This window comes from Amycolatopsis vancoresmycina (genome assembly GCF_000716785.1).
Taxonomy (GTDB): domain Bacteria; phylum Actinomycetota; class Actinomycetes; order Mycobacteriales; family Pseudonocardiaceae; genus Amycolatopsis; species Amycolatopsis vancoresmycina.
The window spans coordinates 450,196-474,231 of sequence record NZ_JNYY01000005.1; the positions used below are offsets into that span (position 1 = coordinate 450,196).

Here is a 24,036-nt window from a genome sequence, read left to right on the forward strand (position 1 = left end):
CTCGGTGTCGGCGGTGCGGTCAGCCGGTCGCGGCCGGCGCGCGGCCGGCGTACTCCCGGAAGTACTTGCCCAGCACGCGGCGGCAGTAGCCGTCGCCGCCGAGCCGGGCGGACTCCGGCACGAGCCGGCGCAGCCGGGCGACCGACACCGGCTGGCTCGCCACCTCGCTGACGTACTCGCGCTCGGCCCGGATCCCGAGCCCGGCTTCGAGGTGGTCCACGATCCGTTCGATCGGCGTGGCCGTGCCGGTGGCGACGTTGACGACGGTCCGGCTCGCGCCGGTGGCGAGCAGCTTGTCCACGACGTCGACCAGGTCGTCGACGTCGATGAGGTCCCGCCGCGCACCGCGGTAGAGCCGGACCGCGCCCGACTCGATCTGCCGCACCAGGGCGGGCACCAGCATCCGCGCGTGCTGCGCCGGGCCGACGACGTGGGCCAGCCGGAGGGCCAGGTAGTCGGCGCGAGAGGCGGCGAGGACCGCTTCCAGCGCCAGGTTGTGCCGTCCGTAGGCGGTCGAGGGGAAGACCGGCCCGTCCTCCCGGCCCAGTTCCCCGGGCACCGCGTACATGGCCGCCGACGCGGTGGAGAAGAACACGAGTTTCTCCTGCCGCCGCTCGCAGCGGTCGATCAGCTCGTACAAGCGTATGGCTTCCCGGGCGAAATCCGCTTCGGGGATCCCGGAAGCGACCGACACGCCGAACGCGGCGAGCACGACTCCCGGGTGGGAGTCCGCGAGGGCCGCGAAGTTGCGGGCGAGGAAGCCGCTGCCGATGACCTCCATCAACGCTCCAGCCGGCCGCGGGTGGGCGGGCCGAGCTCCGGCGGCACCGGGTAGCCGGTGCGGTCCAGGGAGCCGAGGACGAGGTCGATCGCGGTGTCCAGCTGCGGATCGCGGTCGGCGGCCCAGTCCTGCGGCGTGATCTCCACCTCGACGTCGGGCGTGACGCCGTGGCCGTCCAGCCAGCCCGGCCCGTCCCACCACTTCGACACCGTCGGCTGGGAGACCCGCGAACCGTCGAGGAGGGCCTGGTCGGCCGGGATCGAGCCGGTCATCGAGCCGTGCGTGCGGGTGCCGACGAGCGTTGCCGCGCCCAGCAACTGCAGCGAGACGACGAGGTTTTCCGGGCCGCAGGTGGTGAACTCGTCGACGACCACCACCACCGGGCCGCGGACGGTGTCGTACGGCCAGGTGTAGGGCTGGGCGAACCGCGGCCGGTGCCAGCCGGTGACCCGCCGGGTCAGCAGGTCCAGCAGCGGGTGGAGGTCGCCGCCGTGGTTGCCGCGCAGGTCCAGGATCAGCCCGGTCCGCTCGAGTTCCTCGCCCAGGTCGCGGTTGAGGTCGGCCCACCCGGCCGCGACCATGTCGATGATCCGCAGGTAGCCGACGCGCCCGCCGGTCCGCTCGGCCACCCGGGCCCGGCGGCGGACGGTCAGGTCGTGGTGGCGCAGCCGGGATTCGTGCGGCGTCGGCACGACGGTGAGGCGGAACTCGGTGTCGTCCCGGCGCAGGCTCAGCTTGACCGGGCGGCCCGCCTTCCCGGCGAGCTGCGGCATCGGCCCGTACGCCGGGTCGACGGGCTCGCCGTCGACGGCGGTGATGACGTCCCCGGGCCGGGCCGTCACGCCGGGTCCGGTGAGCGGGGTGCGGTGCATGCTCGACGACGTGTCGCCGGTCAGCAGCCGCTCGATCCGCCAGCCGTCCCCGGCCGTCGGCGCCAGGTCCGCGCCGAGGTAGCCGGGCGGCGGCGCGGGCCGCCCCTGGCCGCCGATGAAGAACACGCCGACGTGGGAGACGCTGAGCTCGCCGTGCATCTCCATGATCACGTCGAACAGGTCGTGGCTGCAGCCGATCCGGTCCAGCACCTTCCGGTAGCGGGCGCCGATCGACGGCCAGTCGACGCCGTCGACGTCGGCGCGCCAGTACCGGTCGCGCACCAGCCGCCACGACTCGTCGAACATCTGGCCCCACTCGGCGGCCGGGTCGGTCTCGACCTGGATCGCGCCGAGGTCGGCGACCAGCTCGGTCCCGTCGTCGCCGAGGGGTTTGACGTGCACGGCACCACCGGCCCGATACGCGAGCCGGCCGCCGTTCGCGGCGACCGCGTACGGGCCCACGGCCTTCTCCAGCAGCGTCGGGCGGCTCCCGTCCGCGATCCGGTAGCCCACCAGCCGCGGCATCGGCGGCGGGCCGGGCGCGTGCCGGGTCGCTTCCCCGAGGACGCCGTGGGAGGGCCGGTCCAGCCAGGCCACGCCGCCTTCGATCGCCACCAGGGACTCGTAGGTGCCTGCTTCGACCGGGAACGGCACCACGCGCTCGGGCAGGTTCTCGAGGTCGGCCGTCACGGTCTCACTCGCGCTCGGCGCGTCCTCCAGCCAGCCGCCGTAGCTCGCGTCGAACGGCGACGGCGCCCGCCCGTCGAGCGGCACCAGGTGCGGGCGCACGCCCGGGACGAACCCGGCCTGCTGCAGCTGCCCGTTGAGGTTCGGGCCGGTCGGGTCGAGCGTGCTGCCCGACAGGAAGGCGAGGTACCGGCCGTCGGTGGTGAAGGCCGGGGAGGCGTCCTGGAACCGGCCGCGGGTGACGTCGGCGACCTGGCCGTCGGCCAGCCGGGCGAGCCGGATCCGGCTGCGGCCACCGCCCTTGGACACCGTCGGCTGCGCCCAGGCGAGCAGGTCGGAGCCGGGTGAAAAGGCCAGGCCGGAGCAGGGGCCGTGGGCCTGGTCGGTGCGGACCAGTTCGGTCAGCGCGCCGGAAGCCAGGTCCACGGTCAGCAGCCGGACGTCCGTGGCGACCGCGGCCGTCCGCCCGTCCGGCGCGACGACGAGTTCCCGGGCCCGGCCCAGCTCCCCGTGCGCCAGCCGGCGGGCCGGGGAGCCGTCCTGGGCGAGGACGTCGATGCCCTCCTCGCCACCCTGGTCGCTGACGCAGACGACGGTCGTGGCGTCCTCGGTGACGACGGGCAGCCGCGCCCGCGCGCCCGGGACGGCGAAGACCGGCCGCGGCTCGCCGCCCTCGGCCGGGAGCAGGTGCAGGGTGCCGCGCACCTCGGCGACCAGGTGCCGGCCCGCCGGGTCGAGCGCGAAGCCGGCCGCCGTCGACCCGGACCAGGTGCGCGGGAGCCGGTTGCGGCCCGCGTCCGCGAGCCGGATCCGCAGCCGCACCGGCTGGTCGCTGCCGGGCGCCAGCAGGAAGAGGCGGCCGGACTGCTCGTAGACGACGTGGTTGCCGTCCGAAGTCGCATTGCGCGCGTAGAACTCGCCGAGGTCGCCGTGGCGGCGCAGGCCCGAACCGTCGATCTCCGCGGAGTAGAGGGCGCCGACGCCTTCGTGGTCGGAGAGGAACGCCATCCGCGAACCGGCCCAGACCGGGTTGGTCAGGTTGCCGCCGAGTGACCGCAGCACCGGCTCGAACGTCTTGCCGTCCGGGGAGTACCAGATCTTGCCGGCGCAGCCGCCGCGGTAGCGCTTCCAGTAGACGGGTTCGAACACCGTCATCGTGCCGACCAGCTGGGCGCCGTCGGCGCGCACCGCGAGCTCCGCGGCGGGCCCGCAGGGCACCTCGCGCGGCGGCCCCGCGACGGGGACGGCGAACATCCAGGCGCGCCGGTCGGCGGCGCGGCCGTAGCCGGACCGGGCCAGCACCTCCGTGTCGGACAGCCAGCCGCAGGTCGCGGTGTTGCGGTCGGCCCAGTGCGTCAACTGCTGCGGCCGGCCGCCGTCGAGCTCGGTGACCCAGACCTCGCGCGAGCCGCCGCGCAACGCCACCGTGTTGCCACCCGTCACCGACGTCCACGCGAGCCGCGTCGCCGAGGGGTTCAGCCGCGGCAGCGACACGCGCGCGCCGCCCGGGCCGGCGTCCTCGACCACGCACCGCGCCGTCGCGGTGCCCGCGAGGGCGTCCGCGACCGACGTCAGCCACACCCGGTCCTCGGCCACGAACGTGAGCACGTCACCGGCGACGTGGGGGTGCCTCAGGTAAGTGTCAGCAGTCACCCCCGGGACGCTAGGGCACCGGTGATCGGGCGGGCATCCCCCGATCTGATAGCGCCCACGCCTACCAGCTTGCAGGATGCTCGGCGGCGCGGTCCTTCCCTAACGTGGGCGCGAAACGACGTCGTAGCAGGCTTTTTCCGCCCGGAAGGGACGGCCCATGACCGCCACCGAGGAACCCGTGACCGAGATCGCCGCCTTCCCCGAGGACCGGACGTGCCCGTACCAGCCGCCGTCCGGGTTCCGGGCCGCGGCCGGGCGCGGCCCGATCTCCCAGCTGGAGCTGTACGACGGCCGGGTGGTCTGGGGCGTCACCGGCCACACCGAGGCGCGGCGGCTGCTGGCCGACCCGCGGCTGTCCACCGACCGCCGGAACCCGGCCTTCCCCGCGACGACCGAGGTGGTCGGCCGCATCCGCAACCGCCTCACCCCGCCGCTGGTCGGTGTGGACGACCCGGTGCACAAGGTGCAGCGCGGGCGGCTGATCCCGAGCTTCACGCACCGGCGGATCAACGCCCTGCGGCCGCGCATCCACGAGATCGCCGGGCGGGTGCTCGACACGATGGTCGAGAAGGGCCCGCCCGCGGACCTCGTCACCGACTTCGCGCAGCCGCTGCCGTCGATGGTGATGTGCCACCTGCTGGGCGTGCCGTACGAGGACCACGACCACTTCGAGCAGCGGACGACCCGGATGCTGTCCGGCGAGAACCCGGCGATCGCCATGGGCGAGCTGCGGGAGTACCTGCTCGCCCTGGCCGGCGAGAACCGCCACAAGCTGAACGAGGGCCTGTTCGGCGACCTCGTCGAAGCACCCGAAGGCGAGGTGTCCCGCGCCGACCTGGTCGACCTGACGATCGTCATCCTCGGCGCCGGCTTCGAGACCACGGCCAGCATGCTTTCGCTCGGCATCTTCACGCTCCTGGACAACCCGGAGCGGCTCGCCGAGCTCCGCGCGGACCCGTCGTTGTGGGGCGCGGCCGGTGAGGAGCTGCTGCGCTACACGTCGATCACCGACGGCATCACGCGGGTGGCGACGGAGGACATCGAGATCGGCGGGGTGACCATCCGCAAGGACGACGGCATCATCTTCCTGACGTCGGTGCTCAACCGGAACGAAGACGTCCGCGAAGACCCGGACGTCCTGGACTGGCACCGCCCGACCCGCAACCACATCGCGTTCGGGTTCGGCGCCCACCAGTGCCTCGGCCAGAACCTGGCCCGGATCATCCAGGAGATCGCGCTGCAGCAGCTGTTCGAGCGGCTGCCGGACCTGCGCCTGGCGACCGCGGTCGCGGAGATCCCCTTCCGGCCGGGTCACGCCGTGCAGGGCATGATCAAGCTGCCGGTCACCTGGTAGCGATCAGGCGGGCCAGCGATACCGCGCCGCGCAGGGAAGACAGCCCTCCCAGCGCGGCCGGTGTCGCCGGCAGCGGCGGCTGACCGGGCCGGGCGAACTCGGTGAGGTGCTCGGAAACCCGGCCGACGAGCTCGGGAACGCCCGCCGCGAAGCCGCCGCCGAGCACCACGCGGTCCGGGTGCACCAGCTCCTGCACGCCGGTCACCGCGGCGGCCAGCGCGCGAGCCGTCCGGCGGAGCGCGTTCACGGCCCACGGCTGTTCGTCAGCGAGGGCTTGGCGGAGCTCGTCGAACGTCACCGGCGCTCCCCGCAGCTGGGCGGCACGGTCCAAAGTGGCCGGTCCGGAGGCGATGGCCTGCAGGCAGCCGCACCGGCCGCACACGCAGGGCGGGCCGTCCAGCTCGACCACGACGTGGCCGAGCTCGAACGAGCCGCGGGCCGTCCCGGGGCAGGGTTCGCCGTGCAGCACCAGGCCGCCGCCGATGCCGGTGCCCACGCCGACGTAGAGCAGGTTCTCGCAGTCCGCGGCCCGTGCCTCGGCGAGCGCGCCGAGGTCGCCGTCGTCCGCCCAGGCGACGATCGCCTCGGGAAACAGCTCTTGCAGCGAGGAATGCAGATCGAGTCCGGTCCATTCCGGACGGTTGGGCCACGCGGTGACCCGGCCGTCCGGCGAGACCGTGCCGGGCATGGCGACCCCGACCGCCCGCAGGGGCGCGCCGAGCCGCAGCCCGGCCACGTGCCCGGCGAGCTGGGCGAGGTCCGCCGCGGCGCCGTGCCGCGGCCCCCACGCGAACGCGGTCTCGCCGACGAGTCCGTCGTCGGTCTCGACACGGAAGGCGACCTTCGTGCCGCCGACGTCGATCCCGAGGTACACGGGCTTCAGCGGAGCGACAGCGCCGGGCAGATGGCGAGCAGGTCGGCCGGCCGCTGCAGCACCACGTCGGGACCGGCCGCGAGCAGCTCGCCGATGTCGTCCGGGGGCGCCCACAGCGCGGCGGCCGAAGCGACGCCCGCGTCCCGGGCGCTGGCCAGGTCGGTCGGCGCGTCGCCGACCATGATGGCCCGCTCGGCCGGGACGTCCAGCAGGTCGAGGGCCTTGAGCACCATGTCCGGCGCCGGCTTCGGCCGGGCGACCTCGTCCGAGCCGATGACGTGCGCGAAGAACGGGAGCAGACCGAGCTTGTCGAGCAGCGAACGCGCCCGCGGACCGCTCTTGCCGGTCGCGATGGCGAGCCGCAGCCCCCGCGTCCGGAGGGTCAGCAGCAGTTCGACGACACCGTCGAAAACCGTCACCTGGTCGGCGAGGCGGTAGCTCTCGCGGACGAACGGTTCCTCCATCGCCAGCGGCAGGTCCATGATCCGCATGATGTCGGGGAAGTACCGGCCGAGGTGGCGCCGGTACTCCTCGAACGGCGCCGGCCCGTCCCCGACGACTTCGGCGTAAGCGATGGCGAAGGCCTCACTCATCACCGCGAAGCTGTCGACGACGACCCCGTCGAGGTCGAAGATGACCGCGTGCCGGGCGGACACCGAGGGATCGGCCTCGGTGCCGGGCCGGTCGACGATCGGGAAAGCCATGGAGCACCCTCTCTACTGGTACGCCGGCACCGGGCGCGGATCGCGCGCCGAACGGGCCGAGGCGTAGAAGTTTTCGATCATCCGGACGATCGGCCGGGCCTCGGCGACCGCGACGCCGCGGTTGCCGGGGTCGGCCAGCCTCGCGGCGAGCCCGTCCAGCTGGCGCCGGTACTCGGTCCCGATCGGCTCGGCGGGCAGGGCGATCGGGGTGGTGGTCCCCTCGCTGGTCAGCGTCAGCACGGGTTCGGGCTGGCGGTTGGGGCTGAAGCCGAACGTGCACCGCAGCTCCGCGACGCCGGCGCTGCCTTCGACGCGGATCAGGGTGACGTCCCGTGCCTCGTGCGAGGCCCAGCTGGCCCGCAGCGAAACGGAGACGCCGTCGTCGCGGACGAGGAACCCGCGGGCGGTGTCCTCGACGTCGGCGGCGCCGGCGCCGGTGGAGTCCTTGCGCCAGGCCGCACTCCACGCACCGACGTTGACGAAGTCGTCCGAGGTCGCCCCCGTCACCTGCGTGAACCGGCCCGGGCCGAGCAGGTGCGCGAGCGTGTCGAGCAGGTGCCAGCCGAGGTCGAACAGCACCCCGCCGCCCGCCTTGTCGCGCTGGGTGAACCAGCCGGACCGCGGCACGCCGCGCGACCGGACCCAGGCCAGGTCGACGTGCCGGACGTCGCCGAGGTCGGGCACGACCTGCGCCAGCGTCCGGACGTCACCGCGGAACCGCGCGGCGCTGCCGGCCAGCAGCATCCCGCCGCTGCGCTCGGCCGCCGCCAGGACGTCGACCTCGGCCGAGGTCAGGCACACCGGCTTCTCCAGGAAGACCGGGATGCCGGTGGCCATCAGCGAACCGGCCACCTCGGCGTGCACGTGGTTGGGGACGGCGACGACGGCCAGGTCGACCGCCCGCGCGGAGAGCGCTTCCACACCCGCGTGGACGGCGATGCCCGCCGTCTTGGCGAAGGCCGCGCGCGACGCCGGATCGGCGTCGACGGCGGCGACCACGTCGAAGTCCGCGTGCTCGCGCAGCAGCGGCAGCCACAGTTCCCGGCCGGCCCAGCCGAGCCCGACCAGGGCGACCCGGACGCTCATGCGCCCGCCTCGCTGACGCTCGGCGCGGCCTGAGCGGCAAACGCAGTGTTGAATGATTCGCTCGCAGGCTCGCTCATGCAGCCGCCACCGCTTCGGCGATGATCTCGGCGGTCGCGTGCATTTCCGCCTCGCCGGCCAGCAGGGTGCGGTGGTGCAGCCACACGCAGTCCGCGCTGATGGCTTCGGTGTTGGGGCAGCGCTTCGCGACCGCGTCGAGGCTCTCGTCCGGCGCGCCGATCTCCCAGAACGCGTCGGTGCGGTAGATCGCGCGGAACCCGGCGAACGCGGGCAGGCCCGCCTCGACGAGCCGGCCGACCAGCGCGTTGCGCCGCTCCTCGGTGATCCCGGGGACGCGGAACATCGCCATGTAGTGCGAGTTCCGGTCGGCGCGCGGGTCGTCGCCCTGCGGGACGACGCCGTCGATCCCGGCGAGCAGCCGGGACAGCAGGGCCCAGCGCTCGTCGCGGAGGGCGATCTGGGCGTCGAGCCGGCTCAGCTGCGCGCGCAGCACGGACGCCGAGAACTCGTTGAGCCGCATGTTGGAGCCGGCGATCAGGTGCAGGTACCGGGTGTCGTTCTTCGGACGGCCGCAGCTGTGCCGCAGGAACGCGCGCTCGTGCATCTCCTTCTCCGGGAAGAGCACGGCGCCGCCTTCGCCCGCGGTCATCAGCTTGCCGTTCTGGAAGCTGAACGTCGCGACCGTGCCCAGCTCGCCGACCCGCTTGCCCTGCCACTGGGCGCCGTGCGCGTGCGCGGCGTCCTGCAGGATCTGCACGCCGGTGTCGGCGGAGAGCTTCGCCAGCCCGTCCATGTCGGCCATCAGCCCGGCCATGTGCACCGGCATGATCACCTTGGTGCGCGGGGTGATCGCGTCGGCGGCGGCCGCGACGTCGATGCAGTAGGTGTCCGGGTCGACGTCGACCGGGACCGCCACCGCGCCGAGCCGCTGGGCGGCCTGCGACGACGAGATGAAGGTGAAGGCCGGGACGATGACCTCGGTGCCCGGCCCGACGTCCATGCACTGCAGGGCGAGCTCGAGCGCGTGCGTGCCGTTGGTGACCGCGAGCGCGTGCTCGGCGCCGTGGTGCTCGGCGAACTCACGCTCGAAGGAGTTGACCTCGTCGCCGCCCATCCGCCACCACAGGCCCTGCTCCAGCGCCCGGATCAGGCCTTCCCGCTCGGCCTCGTCGTAGTGCGGCCACTGGGGGAACACCGGTGCCTGTCGCGCGTTCATGTCTCTCCGATTCTCCGCTGTGGGTCCAGTTGAGGCTGTTGTTCACCAAAGACCGAACAAAGCGCGGTAGGAATCCATCAGGCATTGCAGGATGCGATCCACCGTGTTCGTTTCGTTCGCCGACGGCGGTGTCGGGTCGGTGCCGCGACGGTCCGCGAACTCGTGCTCAAGGTGTTTCACCAGGTCATTCCACGCGGCTTCGACGTAGTCAGCCGGCCGCGGGAGTTCTGCAGGCTGTCGCGCGTCCATATTTCTCCGAATCTTCGCCCGGTTCCCAAAATATGGCGGCGCCCGGCCGGGCCGCATCCCCCGGCCTGGTAGTAGTCCGGCCGTTCACGGCCACCCGAAAAAGGCCCGGTAGGAGTCCAGTTGCCCGTCGAGCATGTGCATTCCGTAATGGACGGGATGACCGAGTTCCGCCGCTTCGCGCAGCAGCCGCGTTTCCGCGGGTTTCATGATGATGTCGGCCACCACGCAGCCCGGTGGCAGCAGGCGCGGCCGGAACGGCAGCGGATCGCCGGGGTCCAGGCCGAGCGGGGTGGCGTTCACGACGAGGCCGGCGCCGCCGGTGTCCGGCTCGGCCGAGGTGGCGGTCCGGCCCGGCCAGTGCGCGTCCAGGCGGTCGCGGAGGGCGTGCAGCTTCGCGGTGTCCGGGTCGCACACCGCCAGCCGGTCCGCCCCGGCGGCCAGCAGGGCGGCCGCGATCGCGCTGCCCGCCCCGCCGGCGCCGACGAGCGCCACCCGTTGCCCCTTGGGGTCGTGGCCCGCGGCGACGAGGCCGGCGACGAAGCCGAGGCCGTCGAAGTTCTCCGCGTACCAGCTGCCGTCCGCTTCCCGCCGGAGCGCGTTGGCGCTGCCGGTGATCTCGACCATCGGGCTGCGGCGGGCGGCGAGCCCGGCGGCGGCCGTCTTGTGCGGCACCGTGACGAAGATGCCGTCGAGGTTGCCGATGGCCTGCAGGCCGCCGACGACCCGGGCGAGGTCCGCGGGTTTCGCGTGCACCGGAACGAGCACGGCGTCGACGTCCAGCCGGGCGAACAGCGGGTTCAGCAACCCGGGCGACCGGACCTGGGTGACGGGATCGCCCAGGACGACGTACAGCCGGGTGGCCCCGCTGATCACCGGGCCTCCACCCGCCTGCCGCACAACAGTTCCGCGACCGAACGAGCGAGCTGCACCGACTGCCCGGCGTTGAGCCGCGGGTCGCAGGCGGTCAGGTAGCGGGCGGGCAGGTCGGCTTCGGCGACGCCCGGGGAACCGCCGAGGCATTCGGTCACGTCCTCGCCGGTCACCTCGACGTGGACGCCGCCGGGGTGGGTGCCGAGCACGCGGTGGACCTCGAAGAAGCCGGCGAGCTCGTCGAGCACGTGGTCGAGGTGGCGGGTCTTGAACCCGTTGCCCGACCGGCGGGTGTTGCCGTGCATCGGGTCGCACTGCCAGATCACCTCGTGCCCGGACGCGGCGACCTTCTCCACGATCGGCGGGAGCACGTCGCGGACCAGGTCGTGGCCCATCCGGCTGACCAGCGTCAGCCGGCCCGGCGTGCGGTGCGGGTCGAGCCGTTCCACGTACTCGACGGCCTGTTCCGGCGTCACGCTCGGCCCGAGCTTGAGGCCGATCGGGTTGGACAGCAGCTCCGCGAAGGCGATGTGGGCCCCGTCGAGCTGGCGGGTCCGCTCGCCGATCCACAGGAAGTGCGCCAGCCCGCTGGACAACCGGGGTTCCGGACCGCTCGCGTCCGCCCACAGCACGGCCCGTTCGTAGTCGAGCAGGAGCATTTCGTGACTGACGTGCACGTCGTCCGCGCAGAACTTGCGGACCAGGTCCATCGCCTCGAGCGCGTTGGCGTGGGCCCGCAGCATCCGGCGCGGGTCCGGGGTCCGGGCCTCGGCCGTGGGTTCCGGGGCGTTGATGATGTCGCCGCGGTAGACCGGCAGCCCCAGCGCGTCGACGGTGTTCGACCGCGGCTTGGCGTACTGCCCGGCCATCCGGGCGAGCTTGACGACCGGCAGGCCGGCCGCGGCCGCGAGCACGTCCGCCATCTCCTCCAGCAGCCGCAGGTTGCCCCGCAGGTGGCTCTCGGTGTTGCCGTCGAACGTTTCCGCGCAGTCGCCGCCCTGCAGCAGGAACGCCTCGCCGCGGGCGACCGACGCGAGCCGGGCCGCCAGCCGGGCCGTCTCGGCCGGTGCGACGACCGGTTCGGCGTCGTGCAGCTGCCCGGCCACCCGGGCCGCCCGCGCGGGGTCCGGCCAGTCCGGCTGTTGCGCGGCGGGCCGGGCCAGTGCCTCGTCCAGCCTGCGGCCCAGCGCCCGGTCCACCGCGCGGCGGTGGATCGGGCCGCCGGGCTCGGCAGGTCCGTGCAGCAGTCTTCTCATGCCGGCGCCGCATCGGTGGCCGCGACCAGGTCCGTCAGCCGCTCACGGGGCAGCTCGCCGAGGACGCGCGCCACCAGCTCCGGCGGCACGTCGCTCACCAGCTCCGCGCCGCGGGGCCCGTCCAGGACGAAGGCGAGCCCGGTGATCGCCTTCTTGTCCCGGTGCATCTGCCGGATCAGGACCGCCGGATCGACGCCGTCGGGCAACGCGGTGGGCAGGCCGTAGTACTCGACGACGGCCCGGTGTTCGTCCACCCGGGACTGATCGATGCGGCCCAGCGCCCCCGCCAGCCGCCCCGCGAACACCGTGCCGATGGCCACGGCCTCGCCGTGGCGCAGCGCGAAGTCCGTCGCGATCTCCAGCGCGTGCCCGAGGGTGTGCCCGTAGTTGAGCAGGTGCCGCAGCCCGGTGTCCCGCTCGTCCTGCGCCACGATCCCCGCCTTGAGCGTGACGCTGGCCGCGATCTGCTCCGGCAGCGACCGCCCGCGCAGGCCCGGCGCGCCGATGAAGTGGCAGCGAGCGATCTCGCCGAGGCCGTTCAGCACCTCCCGCCGCGGCAAGGTGGTCAGGTAGTCGGTGTCGCACAGGACCGCGCTGGGCTGCCAGTACGCGCCGACGAGGTTCTTGCCCGCCGTCAGGTTCACCGCGGTCTTCCCGCCGACGCTGGCGTCCACCTGGGCCAGCAGCGTCGTGGGCAGGTGGACCACGGCGACCCCGCGGTGGTACAGCGCGGCCGCGAGCCCGACGACGTCCGTGGTCGTGCCGCCGCCGCAGGAGACGACGACGTCGGACCGGGTCAGCCCGAACCTCGCGAACTCGCCGCACAGGTCCTCCACAGTGGACAGTCGCTTGTCCTGCTCGCCGTCGCGGGCCGGCAGCAGCAGCGTCTCGACGCCGGTGTCCGGCACCCAGTCGGGCGGGCGGGCCGAGACGACCGCGGCCCGCCGGGCGCCGAGCCGCCGGACGACCCCGGGCAGCGAGTGCCGCACCCCGGGGCCGACCAGCACGTCGTAGGACCGCTCGTTCAGGCGGACCGGGATCGTGGTGCTCACGGCGCCTTCTCCCGCGGCTCCGGCAGCGTCCGGTACGGCAGGTCGGCGATCCGGGCGACCGGCTCGCTGCCGTGGTGGAGGTATTCGCCGCCGTAGAAGAAATTGAGGTACGGGATGTAGTGGTGCGCGTAGGCGGACTTGCACAGGCCGGCGAACCGGGCCAGCAGGCCGTCGTTTTCCGTCATCGTCTTCCCTTCCCCGGTTCAGCCGAGCTCGCCGGACAGCACGCGGTCGATCAGCGCGCGGTGCTCGTCGTCGTCGGTGATCGTGCGCACCTGCTCGCGGCCGTCCCGGACCGTCAGGTACCGGCGCTGCCGCAGGAACACCTGGCCGTTTTCGAACGCCCGGCCGCACAGGACCTCCTGCAGGTCGGTGCGGGCGGTGTCCCCCACCAGGGCCCGGAAGTTGTCCTCCAGTTCCTTCCAGTCGCTCCACTGGCGGGGCTGCGTCGTGAAGGTGTAGACGACGCTCCAGCGGGTGACCGCGCCCCGGCGTTGCAGCGCGTACCCGGCTTCCTTCTCCACCAGCCGGAACTGGCTGCTGTACTGGGTCTGCACCCCGGGGCCGACCGGCAGCGGCTCGAGGTAGGTCGGGCCGGGGTAGCCGACGTCGACGAGCCATTCGCGGCCGTCCAGGGTGACCAGGTTGAACATGTGCTCGACATCGGTCCCGAAGGTCTCGCGGCCTTCGGTGGTGCTGCCCGCGAGCGGCGAGACGTCGTAGCCCAGTTCGGTCAGGAGCCGGTGGAACAGCCGGTTCAGGTGGTAGCAGGCCCCGCCCTTCCCCTGCGCGATGCTGGTTTCGAAGACGGCGTCCTCGTCGAGGTCGACGACGTCGGTCGCGTCCCGCAGCCCGTAGGCGACGCTGCTGTACGGGATCGTCATGAGGTGGCTCTTCTGCAACTGCCGCAGCGTTTCCAGGTCGTTGCCGGTGACTCCGGCACAGCCGATCCGCCGGAGGTAGGTACTCACGTCGAACACGGTTCACCACCTTTCTTTCAGACGAGTTCGTGCAGGTGCGCGGCGAGCAGCTTCGGCGTCGGGTGGTCGAAGACGACGCTGGGCGCGATCTTCCGTTCGGTCATGGCGCGCAGGCGGTTGCGGAGCTCGATGGCCGTGAGGGAGTCGAAGCCGATCTCGAACAGCCCCTGGTCCTCGTCGATCTGGTGGGCCGAGCTGAAGCCCAGCACCCCGGCCACCTGGGTCCGCACCGCGTCGAGCAGGACCGCGACCCGCTGGTCCGGGGTCAGCCCGGCCAGCCGGTCGGCCAGCCCCTTGTCCACAGTGGACGCAGCACGGGCCTGCTGGCGGACGGCCGGAACCAGGCCGCGCAGCAGGTGCGGCACCGGCGTACCGGCGGTCCGCAGCCCGCGAAGGTCGAGCCGGGCGGGCACGAGCTGCGCCGCTCCGGCGGCGAGGGCGGCGTCGAAGAGTTCCATGCCCTCTTCCGGCTGCATGGCCACCAGCCCGCCCCGGCGGTTCATCCGGGCGCGGGCGGCCTCGTCGGAACCGGCCGCCATGCCGCCGGAGGTCTGGTCCCACAGGCCCCACGCCAGCGACTGGCCCGGCAGGCCCGCCGCGCGCCGGGCGGCCATCAGGCCGTCCAGGTAGGCGTTCGCCGCCGCGTAGCCGCCACTGCCGGCGCCCATGAACACCGCCGAAACCGAGGAGTAGACGACGAACGCCCGCAGGTCCGTGCCGCGGGTGAGCTCGTCCAGGTGCCGGGCGGCGGTGACCTTGGCCGCGAACACCTCGGCCAGCTGCTCCGGGGTCACCGTGCCGATCACCCCGGCGGACGGCACGCCGGCCGTGTGCACCACGGCCGTCGGCCGGTGCTCGTCGAGCAGCGCCGCCACCTGGGCGCGGTCGGCGACGTCGCAAGCGACGACCGAAACGTCCGCGCCCAGCCCGGTGAGGTCGGTGACCAGGTCCTTCGCGCCTTCGGCGTCGAGGCCGCGGCGGCTCACCAGCAGCAGCTGCCGCACGCCGTGCCGCTCGACGAGGTGCCGGGCGGCCAGGCCGCCGAGCGACCCGGTACCGCCGGTGACCAGCACCGTCCCGTCGGCCGGGAACGCCGCGGGCGCACCCGGCGCGGCGACGCGGGCCAGCCGCGGGATCGACAGGGTCGTGCCGCGCACGGCGACCTGCGGTTCCCCGCTGTCCAGCACCGCGCTCAGGGCCGGGGTCACGTCGGCGTCGGTGTCGACGAGGACGATCCGGTCCGGGTTCTCCGCCTGGGCGGCCCGGACCAGGCCCCACACCGCGGACGCGGCCGGGTCGGTGACCACGCCGTCGCCGGCGGGCACCGCGCCCCGGGTCACGATCGCCAGCTTCGCGCCCTCCAGGCCGCCGCCGGCGAGCCAGCACTGCACGACGTCGAGCACCCGGACGGTGAGGTCCAGCGGCCCGTCGCCGCCGGCTTCCATGACGGCCACCTCGGGGGCGGCGATCACGCCGGACAGCACGTCGTCGGCCAGGGTCGCCACGTCTTCGGCGGTGGCCACCGGCACCCACGACGGCACCGGCCGCGCACTGTCCACTCGGGACAGCGGGGTCCAGCCGACGCGGAACAGGGAGCCGTTGCCCTCCGCCGTGGCCAGCTGGTCGTCGGTCACCGGACGGCCGATCAGCGCGTCCAGGGTGACGACCAGGCCGCCGGTCTCGTCGACGGCTTCGAGGGACAGGTCGTCCCCTTCGGCCTTGGCGACCCGCACCCGCAGCGCCGAAGCACCGGCCGCGTGCAGCCGCAGCCCGTTCCACGCGAACGGCAGCCGCACCTCGTCGCCGTAGGACCCGGCATCGCCGGAGGCGGCGGCCACCATCGTCGAGTGCAGGGCGGCGTCCAGCAACGCGGGGTGGATGCCGAACCGGGCGGCTTCCTCGCGGTGGTCTTCGGGCAGGGCGATCTCGGCGAAGGTCTCGTCTCCGCGCCGCCACACCGCCCGCACGGCCCGGAACACCGGGCCGTACCCGTAGCCGACGTCGGCGAGCACGTCGTAGGCCCCGCCGATGTCCACCGGCTGCGCGCCGGGCGGCGGCCAGGCCGTGAAGTCGAACGCGGCGGTCCGCCGGCCCGCCGGGACCAGCACGCCGGTCGCGTGCCGCGTCCAGGTGTCCGCGTCCTCGCGCAGGGAGTAGACGTCGACCGTGCGCGAACCGTCTTCGCCCGGCCCGCTCAGCGCGACCTGCACGCGCACCCCGCCCCGGCGGGGCACCACGAGCGGCGCCTCGATGACCAGCTCGTCGAGCACCGGGCAACCGGCTTCGTCACCGGCCCGCACGGCCAGCTCGACCAGGCCGGTGCCGGGCACGATCACGACGTCCCGGACCAGGTGGTCGGCCAGCCAGGGGTGCGTCCGCAGGGACAGCCGCGAGGTGCAGACGAGCCCGTCGGACTGCGGGAGCGGCACGACCGCGCCGAGCAGCGGGTGGTCGGCCCCGGCGAGGCCGAGCGAGACGGCGTCGGCGGCGGGCTCGGCCGGGCTGAGCCAGTAGTGCTGGTGGTCGAAGGCGTAGGCCGGCAGGTCCACCGGCTCGGCCGGGGCGGGCACGAACCCGCTCCAGTCGACCGCGACCCCGCGGACGAACAGCTCGGCCATCGAGGTGAGCAGCCGCCGCGGCCCGCCGTCGGCCCGCCGCACCGACCCGGCCACCACCGCGTCGTCGCTGATTTCGCTGAGCGGCTGGACCAGCACCGGGTGGGCGCTGACCTCGACGAACACGCCGTGGCCGGAGCCGAGCAGCTCGGTCACGGCCGGGCCGAAGCCGACCTGCTGCCGCAGGTTCCGGTACCAGTAGCCGCCGTCCAGGACCCCGGCTTCGGTGATCCACTCGCCGGTCACGGTCGAGCGGAACGGCACCAGCGGCGCCTGCGCTTCGATTCCGGCCAGCGTCTCGGCCAGGGTGTCGCGGATGTCTTCGACGTGCCAGGTGTGCGAGGCGTAGTCCACGGCCACCCGCCGGACGCGGACGCCCTGGCGCGCCAGGCATTCCAGTGCTTCGTCGAGGGCTTCGGCGTCCCCGGCGATCACCACCGACGAGGGTCCGTTGACGGCGGCCACCTCGACCCAGCCCGCCCAGGGCACCAGCCGCATGACGGCTTCGTCCTCGCTCAGGGCGACCGACGCCATGCCGCCGCGCCCGGACAGCTTCGCGGCGATCGCCTGGCTGCGCAGGGCGACCACCTTGGCGGCGTCCACAAGGGACAGTGCGCCGGACACGCAGGCCGCGGCGATCTCACCCTGGGAATGCCCGAGCACCGCGTCCGGCACCACGCCGGCCGCGGACCACACCGCCGCCAGGCCCACCATCATCGCGAAGCTCGCGGGCTGGAGGACGTCGACGCGGTCCAGGTCACCCTCGCCGCGCAGGACGTCGAGCAGGGACCAGTCGATCCACGGCTCCAGCGCGGCCGCGCACTCGGCGATCCGCTCGGCGAACACCGGCGACGAATCCAGCAGCTCCCGGCCCATCCCGGCCCACTGCGTCCCCTGCCCCGGGAACACCCACACGACCTTGCCCGGCCGCCCGGAAGCCGGGACGCGGCCGGTCACTAGACCGGGCGCGTCTTCGCCACGAGCGAGCGCCGACAAGCTGTCCCGCGCTTCCTCGGCGGACTCCGCCACGACGACCGCGCGCTCGCCGAACACGGCCCGCCCGTTCGCGAGCGCCCCGGCAACGGCGTCGAGCGGCTCGCCGACGAACTCCACCAGCCGGCCCGCCTGCCCCGCCAGCGACCCGCCACCGCGTGCAGTCACCACCAGCGGCACCACCGGTCGTGAGTGGAAAGGCGAGTTAGAACTCGCCTTTCCACTCACGACCAGCCGCGGCAGACCCGGGTCGGGGGCTTCCTCGATGATCAGGTGGGCGTTCGTCCCGCTGATGCCGAAGGAGGACACGCCGGCCCGGCGCGGACGGCCGTTCGACGGCCACTCGCGCGCTTCGGTGAGCAGTTCGACCGCACCGGCGGACCAGTCCACCTGCGTGGTCGGCCGGTCCACGTGCAGGGTGCGCGGCATCAGGCCGTGCCGCAGCGCCTGCACCATCTTGATCACGCTCGCCACACCCGCGGCCGACTGCGTGTGCCCGAAGTTCGACTTCAGCGACCCCAGCCACAGCGGCGTCTCGCGATCCTTGCCGTAGGTGGCGATCAGGGCCTGCGCCTCGATCGGATCACCGAGCGCCGTCCCGGTCCCGTGGCCCTCGACAACGTCCACATCGGACGGTGAGAGCCCGGCCCCCGAAAGAGCCCGCCGGATCACCCGCTGCTGCGAGGGCCCGTTCGGCGCGGTCAAGCCGTTCGAAGCGCCGTCCTGGTTCACCGCGGAACCCCGCAGCACAGCGAGGACGCGGTGGCCGCGCTCGCGCGCCACCGACAGCCGCTCCAGGACCACGATGCCGACGCCCTCGGCCCAGCCGGTGCCGTCGGCGCCGTCCGCGTACGCCTTGCACCGCCCGTCCCCGGCGAGCCCGCGCTGCCGCGAGAACTCGACGAAGGTGCCGGGCGTGCCCATCACCGTCACGCCGCCGGCCAGCGCCATCGAGCACTCGCCCTGCCGCAGCGACTGCCCGGCCAGGTGCATCGCCACCAGGGACGAGGAGCACGCCGTGTCGATGGTGACCGCCGGGCCTTCGAAGCCGAACACGTACGAAACCCGGCCCGACACGACGCTCGACGCGCCCGCCGTGCTCGCGTAACCCTCCATTTCGGACGCGTCCGCGCCCATCCCGTAGCCCTGGTTGGACACCCCGGCGAACACGCCGACGTCGGTGCCCTTCAAGGCGTGCGGGTCGATGCCCACGCTCTCCAGCGCCTCCCAGGACGTCTCCAGCAGCAGCCGCTGCTGCGGGTCCATGGCGACGGCCTCGCGGGGCGAGATCCCGAAGAAGGCCGCGTCGAACAGCCCGGCGCCTTCGAGGAAGCCGCCCTGGCTGGTGTACGTCGTGCCGGAGCTGTCCGGATCCGCGTCGAACAGGTTGTCCAGGTCCCAGCCCCGGTCTTCGGGGAACGGAGACAGTCCTTCGCGGCCGTCGACCAGCAGCCGCCACAGGTCTTCGGGGTCGGCGACCCCGCCGGGCAGCCGGCACGCCATGCCGACGATCGCGATCGGCTCGTTCGCCGCCGCGGCCACCACCGGCGCCGCGCGGTTCGGTTCGCTGCCGGTGAGGGTGTCGCCGAGTTCGTCACGCAGGTGGCGGGCGAGCGCCACCGGGGTCGGGTAGTCGAACACCAGCGTCGCCGGGAGTTTCAGCCCGGTCGTCTCCCGCAGCCGGTTGCGCAGTTCCACCGCCGTCAGCGAGTCGAACCCGGCGTCCGAGAAGACGGTGTGCTCCAGGACGCTCTCGGGTCCGGTGTGCCCGAGCACGAGCGCGACCTGCCCGCGGACCAGGTCGAGCAGCAGCGCCTCCTGCTCGGCCGGGGTGCGTCCGGCGAGGTCCTGCGTCAGGCCGCCGGTGCTCGTGGCGGCCGCGCGCGCCTGCTGCCGTCCCGCGCGGACCAGGCCGCGCAGCAGCGGCGGCACGTCCGCGCGGGCGGCCCGGGTGCTCTTGAGGTCGAGCTTGAGCGGCACCAGCAGGGCCTGCCCGGAGCCCACGGCGGCGTCGAACAGGTCCATGCCCTCGGTCGCCGTGATGGCCAGGACGCCGCTGCGGCTCGCGCGGGCCTGGTCGGACTGGCCGAGGTGCGCGGTCATCCCGTCGTCCTGCTGCCACATGCCCCAGGCGAGCGACGTCCCCGTGAGCCCGGCGGCCTGCCGGTTCGCCACCACGGCGTCGAGGTAGGCGTTGGCGGCGGCGTAGTTGCCCTGGCCCGCGGAGCCGAAGACCCCCGAGGCCGACGAGAAGATCGCGAAGGTGCCGACCTGGCCGTCGCGGGTCAGCTCGTCCAGGTGCCGGACCGCGGCGACCTTGGGCGCGAACACCTTCGCCAGCCGCTCCGGGGTCAGCGCCTCGATCACGCCGTCGTCCAGGACACCCGCGGTGTGCACGACCCCGGTGGGGCGGTGGGTTTCGAGCAGGGCCGCGACCTGGTCGCGGTCGGCCAGGTCGCACGCGACGACGGAGACCGCCGCGCCCGCGCCGGTGAGCTCGGCGACCAGGTCGGCCACGCCCTCGGCGTCCGGGCCGCGGCGGCTGGCGAGCACCAGCCGCCGGACGTCGTGCCGGGCGACCAGGTGCCGGGCCACCAGGGCCCCGAGGGAGCCCACGCCGGACACCAGGACCGTCGAATCCCGGTCGAACCGCGCGGCGGCCGCGGTGGCTTCGGCCCGGGCGAGGCGGGGTGCGGTGAACGTGGTGCCCCGGACGGCGACCTGCGGCTCGCCGGTGGCCAGCACCGCGCCGAGCACCGTCGTCACATCGGTGTCGGACTCGAGGTCCAGCAGCACGAACCGGTCCGGGTTCTCGGCCTGCGCGGAGCGGACCAGGCCCCACACGGCGGCCGCGGCCGGGTCGAGCACCTCGCCGCCACCGGCGGGCACCGCACCGCGGGTAACGACCACGAGCCGCGGGTCGCCGCCAGGCGTCGACGCGAGCCACTCCTGCACGACTTCCAGCACCCGGGACGTCACGTCGAGGGCGTCGGCACCGCTGGGTACTTCGAAGACCTCGACGGCCGGGGCTTCGGCGGCGGCCGGGGAAAGTTCGGTCCACACCACCCGGAACAACGCGTCACGCGTCACCGAAGGCGTGGCGTCCAGCTGCTCGACGGCGACCGGGCGGGACACCAGCGAGTCCGCCGTCACGACGAGACCGCCGGTCGCGTCCGCGGCCTCCAGCGACACGGTGTTCGGGCCGCCGAACGCCAGCCGCACCCGCAGCGCCGAAGCACCGGCAGCGTGCAGCACCAGGCCGTTCCACGCGAAGGGCAGCGCGGGCGGGCCGAGCTCGTCCTCCGGGGTGGCCGCGACCTTGAGCATGCCCGCGTGCAGCCCCGAGTCCAGCAGGCCGGGGTGGATGCCGAACCGGCTAGCTTCCTCGTGCCGGTCCTCGGGCAGCGCGACTTCGGCGAAGACCTCGTCGCCGCGCTGCCAGACCGTGTGCAGGCCCTGGAACACCGGCCCGTACGCGTACCCGCGGTCGGCCAGGTCGGCGTAGAAGTCCCCGACCTCGATCCGCTGCGCGCCGGGCGGCGGCCACGCGGTGAAGTCGTACCCCGGGCGCGGGGCCGGTGCGGTCGGCGTCAGGGTGCCGGTGGCGTGCCGCGTCCAGGTTTCGTCGCCCTCCTGGTCCTCGCGCAGGGAGTAGACGTCCACGGTGCGGACGCCGGTCTCCCCCGGCGCGCCCACCGCGACCTGCACCCGCACGCCGCCCTGCTCCAGGACCACCAGCGGGGCCTCGATCACCAGTTCCTCGAGCACCGGGCAGCCGGCCTCGTCACCGGCCCGCACGGCCAGCTCGACCAGGCCGGTCCCGGCGACGAGCACGGCCCCGCCGATGGCGTGGTCGGCGAGCCAGGGGTGCGTCCGCAGCGACAGCCGCGAGGTGAACACCAGGCCGTCGAAGCGCGGCAGCCGCACCACCGCGCCGAGCATCGGGTGCCCGGCCGTGGCCTGCCCGAGCGATGTCGCGTCGGTCGCCGTGCCGGTGCCGGAAAGCCAGTAGTTCCGCCGGTCGAAGGCGTAGGTCGGCAGGTCCACCCAGCCGGCCGCCGCCGGCAGCACGGCGTCCCAGTCGACGGCCACCCCGCGCACGAACAGCCCGGCGACCGACGCCAGCAGCGTCTGGTCTTCCGGGCGGTCGTCACGCAGCGCCGCGACGCACGGGGCGCCGGCGGATTCCTCGACCAGGGAGCTCAGGGCCGCGCCGGGGCCGAGTTCGACGAACAGCGTGCCGCCGTGCCCGGCCGCGGCCGCGATGCCGTCGGCGAACCGGACCGGCCGCCGCACGTGCTCGGCCCAGTACTGCGGGCCGGTCAGCTCACCGGGTCCGGCCAGCCGGCCGGTCACGTTGGAGACCACCGGGATTTCCGGCTCCTGCCAGTCGATTCCGGCGAGCTCGGCGGTGAAGGTGGCCAGCATCGGTTCCATCAGCGACGAGTGGAAGGCGTGGGACACCGTGAGCTGCTTGGTCTTGTGCCCGCGCTCGCGCATCCGGTCGGCCGCGACGAGGACGGCGTCGTGCTCGCCCGAGAGCACCACGGCGGCCGGGCCGTTGATCGCCGCGAGTTCGACGCCGTCGCCGAGCAGCTCGGCGACCTCGTCCTCGCTCGCCGCGACGGCGACCATCACCCCGCCCGGCGGCAGCGCCTGCATCAGCCGGCCCCGGGCCGCGACCAGGCGCGCCGCGTCCCGCAGCGACAGCACGCCCGCGGCGTGCGCGGCGGCGACCTCGCCGATCGAGTGCCCGGCCACCAGGTCCGGCCGCACGCCCCACGACTCGACCAGCCGGAACAGGGCCGTCTCGATCGCGAACAGCCCCGCCTGCGTGAACACCGTCAGGTCGAGCAGCTCGGCGCTGCCGGCGGCGGTGCCCAGCACCACTTCCCGGACCGGGTGGTCGACCCAGCCCGCCAGGTGCTCGTCCAGCTGCGCGCAGGCTTCGTCGAGCGCGGCCGCGAACACCGGGTACCGCTCGTACAGCCGGCGGCCCATTCCGGACCGGTGCGAGCCCTGGCCGGGGAAGACCCACACGACCTTGCCCGGCGCACCCGCGCTGCCGGTCACCACACCGGGCGCGCTCGCCCCCTCGGACAACGCGGTCAGCCCGGCGACGGCCTGCTCGTCCGAACCGGCCACCACGACCGCGCGCTCGCCGAAGGTGGCACGCTTCGAAACCAGCGCCCGGCCCACCCGCGCCAACGACACGTCGTCGCCCGAAAGCAGAACCGCCAGCCGCCCGGCCTGCGCCGCCACGGAACTCGGATTCTTCGCCGACACAACCAGCGGCACCACACCGTCGTCGAGGCTGCCGCGGCTTGGTCGTGAGTGGTAAGGCGCGTTAGAACCCTCCTTACCACTCACGACCTCTTGGGGCGGGGCTTCCTCGATGATGACGTGGGCGTTCGTGCCGCTGATTCCGAACGCCGACACCCCGGCCCGGCGCGGACGGCCGTCCGACGGCCACTCCCGCGCCGCGGTCAGCAGCTCGACCGCGCCGGCCGACCAGTCCACCTGCGGCGTCGGCTCTTCGACGTGCAGGGTGGGCGGCATGACGCCGTGTTCCAACGCCTTCACCATCTTGATCAGCCCGACCACCCCGGCCGCGGCCTGCGTGTGCCCGACGTTCGACTTCACCGAGCCCAGCCACAACGGCTTTTCGGGGTCCCGGTTCTTGCCGTAGGTGGCCAGCAGCGCCTGCGCCTCGATCGGGTCGCCCAGCGCGGTGCCCGTGCCGTGCGCCTCCACGATGTCCACATCGGACGGTGACAGCCCGGCCCCGGACAGCGCCTTGCGGATCACCCGCTGCTGCGACGGCCCGTTCGGCGCGGTCAGGCCGTTCGAAGCACCGTCCTGGTTCACCGCGGAACCCCGCAACACGGCCAGTACCCGGTGCCCGCGTTCCCGCGCCACCGACAACCGTTCCAGCAGCACCACGCCGACGCCCTCGGCCCAGCCGGTGCCGTCCGCCGTCGAGGAGAACGCCTTGCTGCGCCCGTCCACCGCCATCACCCGCTGCCGCGAGTACGCCACGAACGTGCCCGGCGTCGGCATCACCGTCGCCCCGCCGGCCAGCGCCATCGAGCACTCGCCGAGCCGCAGCGCCTGCGCGGCGAGGTGGATCGCGACCAGCGACGACGAGCACGCCGTGTCGATCGTGACCGCGGGCCCTTCGAAGCCGAAGGTGTAGGAGACGCGCCCGGACGCCACGCTCGACGCGCTGCCCGTGCCCGCGTAGCCCTCCAGTTCCGGCGGGATCGTCCCGGCGCCGGTCCCGTAGCCCTGGGTGAACAGGCCGGAGAAGACGCCGACGTCGGTGCCCTTCAACGTGGCCGGGTCGACGCCCGCGTCTTCGAACGCCTCCCACGACGCTTCCAGCAGCATCCGCTGCTGCGGATCCATCATCAGCGCCTCGCGCGGCGAGATGCCGAAGAAGCCGGCGTCGAACTGCCCGGCCCCGTCGAGGAAGCCGCCCTGGCTGGCGTAGGACGTGCCCGGGTGGTCGGGGTCCGGGTCGAAGAAGCCCTCCAGGTTCCAGCCCCGGTCGTCGGGGAAGTCCGACAGGGCGTCGACGCCGTTGACCACCAGTTGCCAGAATTCCTCGGGCGAGGCCACCCCACCCGGCAGCCGGCACGCCATCCCCACGATGGCGAGCGGCTCGTCAGCGTGCCGCGAGCCCTGCTTGCGCAGGTCGTGCAGTTCGGCCGTGACGCGCTTGAGGTATTTGAGGAGTTTCTCGTCCGTAGCCATTCTTCGATTCCTCACGGAGG

14 protein-coding genes are annotated in these 24,036 nt (G+C 73.8%); 1 reads left to right on the forward strand and 13 read right to left on the reverse strand.

What is annotated here, in order from left to right; translation table 11 throughout:
• Positions 1 to 19: 19 nt before the first annotated feature.
• Positions 20 to 781 (reverse strand): NAD-dependent epimerase/dehydratase family protein, encoded by a 762-nt coding sequence (locus tag OO60_RS14140; RefSeq protein WP_004562644.1) that lies wholly within the window; start codon positions 779 to 781, stop codon positions 20 to 22.
• The gene (locus OO60_RS14145; protein ID WP_156081305.1) at positions 781 to 3,993 is read right to left on the reverse strand and encodes a S41 family peptidase; all 3,213 of its coding nucleotides are present in this window, start codon (positions 3,991 to 3,993) and stop codon (positions 781 to 783) included. Before OO60_RS14145 ends, OO60_RS14140 begins: the two co-directional genes overlap by 1 nt.
• Before the next feature lie 157 nt (positions 3,994 to 4,150).
• On the opposite strand from OO60_RS14145, the gene OO60_RS14150 reads away from it, so the two are divergent.
• Positions 4,151 to 5,347: a cytochrome P450 gene (locus tag OO60_RS14150; protein WP_003062297.1), complete on the forward strand. Its 1,197-nt coding sequence runs from the start codon at positions 4,151 to 4,153 to the stop codon at positions 5,345 to 5,347.
• Here the strand turns inward: OO60_RS14150 and OO60_RS14155 are convergent.
• The 11 genes from OO60_RS14155 to OO60_RS14200 form a co-directional block, all read right to left on the reverse strand.
• On the reverse strand, positions 5,337 to 6,221 hold the full coding sequence (locus OO60_RS14155) for an ROK family protein (protein WP_003062299.1): 885 nt from the start codon (positions 6,219 to 6,221) through the stop codon (positions 5,337 to 5,339). The two genes, OO60_RS14150 and OO60_RS14155, sit on opposite strands and share 11 nt — an antisense overlap.
• A gap of 5 nt (positions 6,222 to 6,226) precedes the next feature.
• On the reverse strand, positions 6,227 to 6,925 hold the full coding sequence (locus tag OO60_RS14160; protein WP_003062302.1) for an HAD-IA family hydrolase: 699 nt from the start codon (positions 6,923 to 6,925) through the stop codon (positions 6,227 to 6,229).
• Positions 6,926 to 6,937: 12 nt separating this feature from the next.
• Positions 6,938 to 8,011 (reverse strand): Gfo/Idh/MocA family protein, encoded by a 1,074-nt coding sequence (locus tag OO60_RS14165; protein WP_033261451.1) that lies wholly within the window; start codon positions 8,009 to 8,011, stop codon positions 6,938 to 6,940.
• Between the two features lie 73 nt (positions 8,012 to 8,084).
• Positions 8,085 to 9,245, reverse strand: coding sequence for a 3-amino-5-hydroxybenzoate synthase (gene rifK / locus OO60_RS14170; protein WP_003062304.1), 1,161 nt, complete (start codon positions 9,243 to 9,245; stop codon positions 8,085 to 8,087).
• Between the two features lie 42 nt (positions 9,246 to 9,287).
• Positions 9,288 to 9,494, reverse strand: a complete 207-nt coding sequence (locus OO60_RS46435) for a hypothetical protein (RefSeq protein WP_155848838.1) — start codon at positions 9,492 to 9,494, stop codon at positions 9,288 to 9,290.
• Between the two features lie 84 nt (positions 9,495 to 9,578).
• Positions 9,579 to 10,367 carry a shikimate dehydrogenase family protein gene (locus OO60_RS14175; protein WP_033261524.1) on the reverse strand — a complete coding sequence of 263 codons (789 nt, stop codon included), beginning with the start codon at positions 10,365 to 10,367 and terminating at the stop codon, positions 9,579 to 9,581.
• Positions 10,364 to 11,620 (reverse strand): 3-deoxy-7-phosphoheptulonate synthase, encoded by a 1,257-nt coding sequence (locus tag OO60_RS14180; protein ID WP_004559804.1) that lies wholly within the window; start codon positions 11,618 to 11,620, stop codon positions 10,364 to 10,366. The genes OO60_RS14175 and OO60_RS14180 overlap by 4 nt, the downstream gene beginning before the upstream one ends.
• Complete coding sequence (locus tag OO60_RS14185) at positions 11,617 to 12,672, reverse strand: 3-dehydroquinate synthase family protein (RefSeq protein ID WP_004559805.1); 1,056 nt, start codon at positions 12,670 to 12,672, stop codon at positions 11,617 to 11,619. The genes OO60_RS14180 and OO60_RS14185 overlap by 4 nt, the downstream gene beginning before the upstream one ends.
• Positions 12,669 to 12,857 (reverse strand): hypothetical protein, encoded by a 189-nt coding sequence (locus tag OO60_RS14190; protein ID WP_004559806.1) that lies wholly within the window; start codon positions 12,855 to 12,857, stop codon positions 12,669 to 12,671. Before OO60_RS14190 ends, OO60_RS14185 begins: the two co-directional genes overlap by 4 nt.
• Positions 12,858 to 12,875: 18 nt before the next feature.
• Positions 12,876 to 13,652 carry an arylamine N-acetyltransferase gene (locus tag OO60_RS14195; protein WP_004559807.1) on the reverse strand — a complete coding sequence of 259 codons (777 nt, stop codon included), beginning with the start codon at positions 13,650 to 13,652 and terminating at the stop codon, positions 12,876 to 12,878.
• A 17-nt stretch (positions 13,653 to 13,669) separates the two neighbouring features.
• A complete protein-coding gene (locus OO60_RS14200) occupies positions 13,670 to 24,016 on the reverse strand; it encodes a type I polyketide synthase (RefSeq protein ID WP_033261452.1) in 10,347 nt (3,448 codons plus the stop codon).
• Positions 24,017 to 24,036 lie beyond the last annotated feature (20 nt).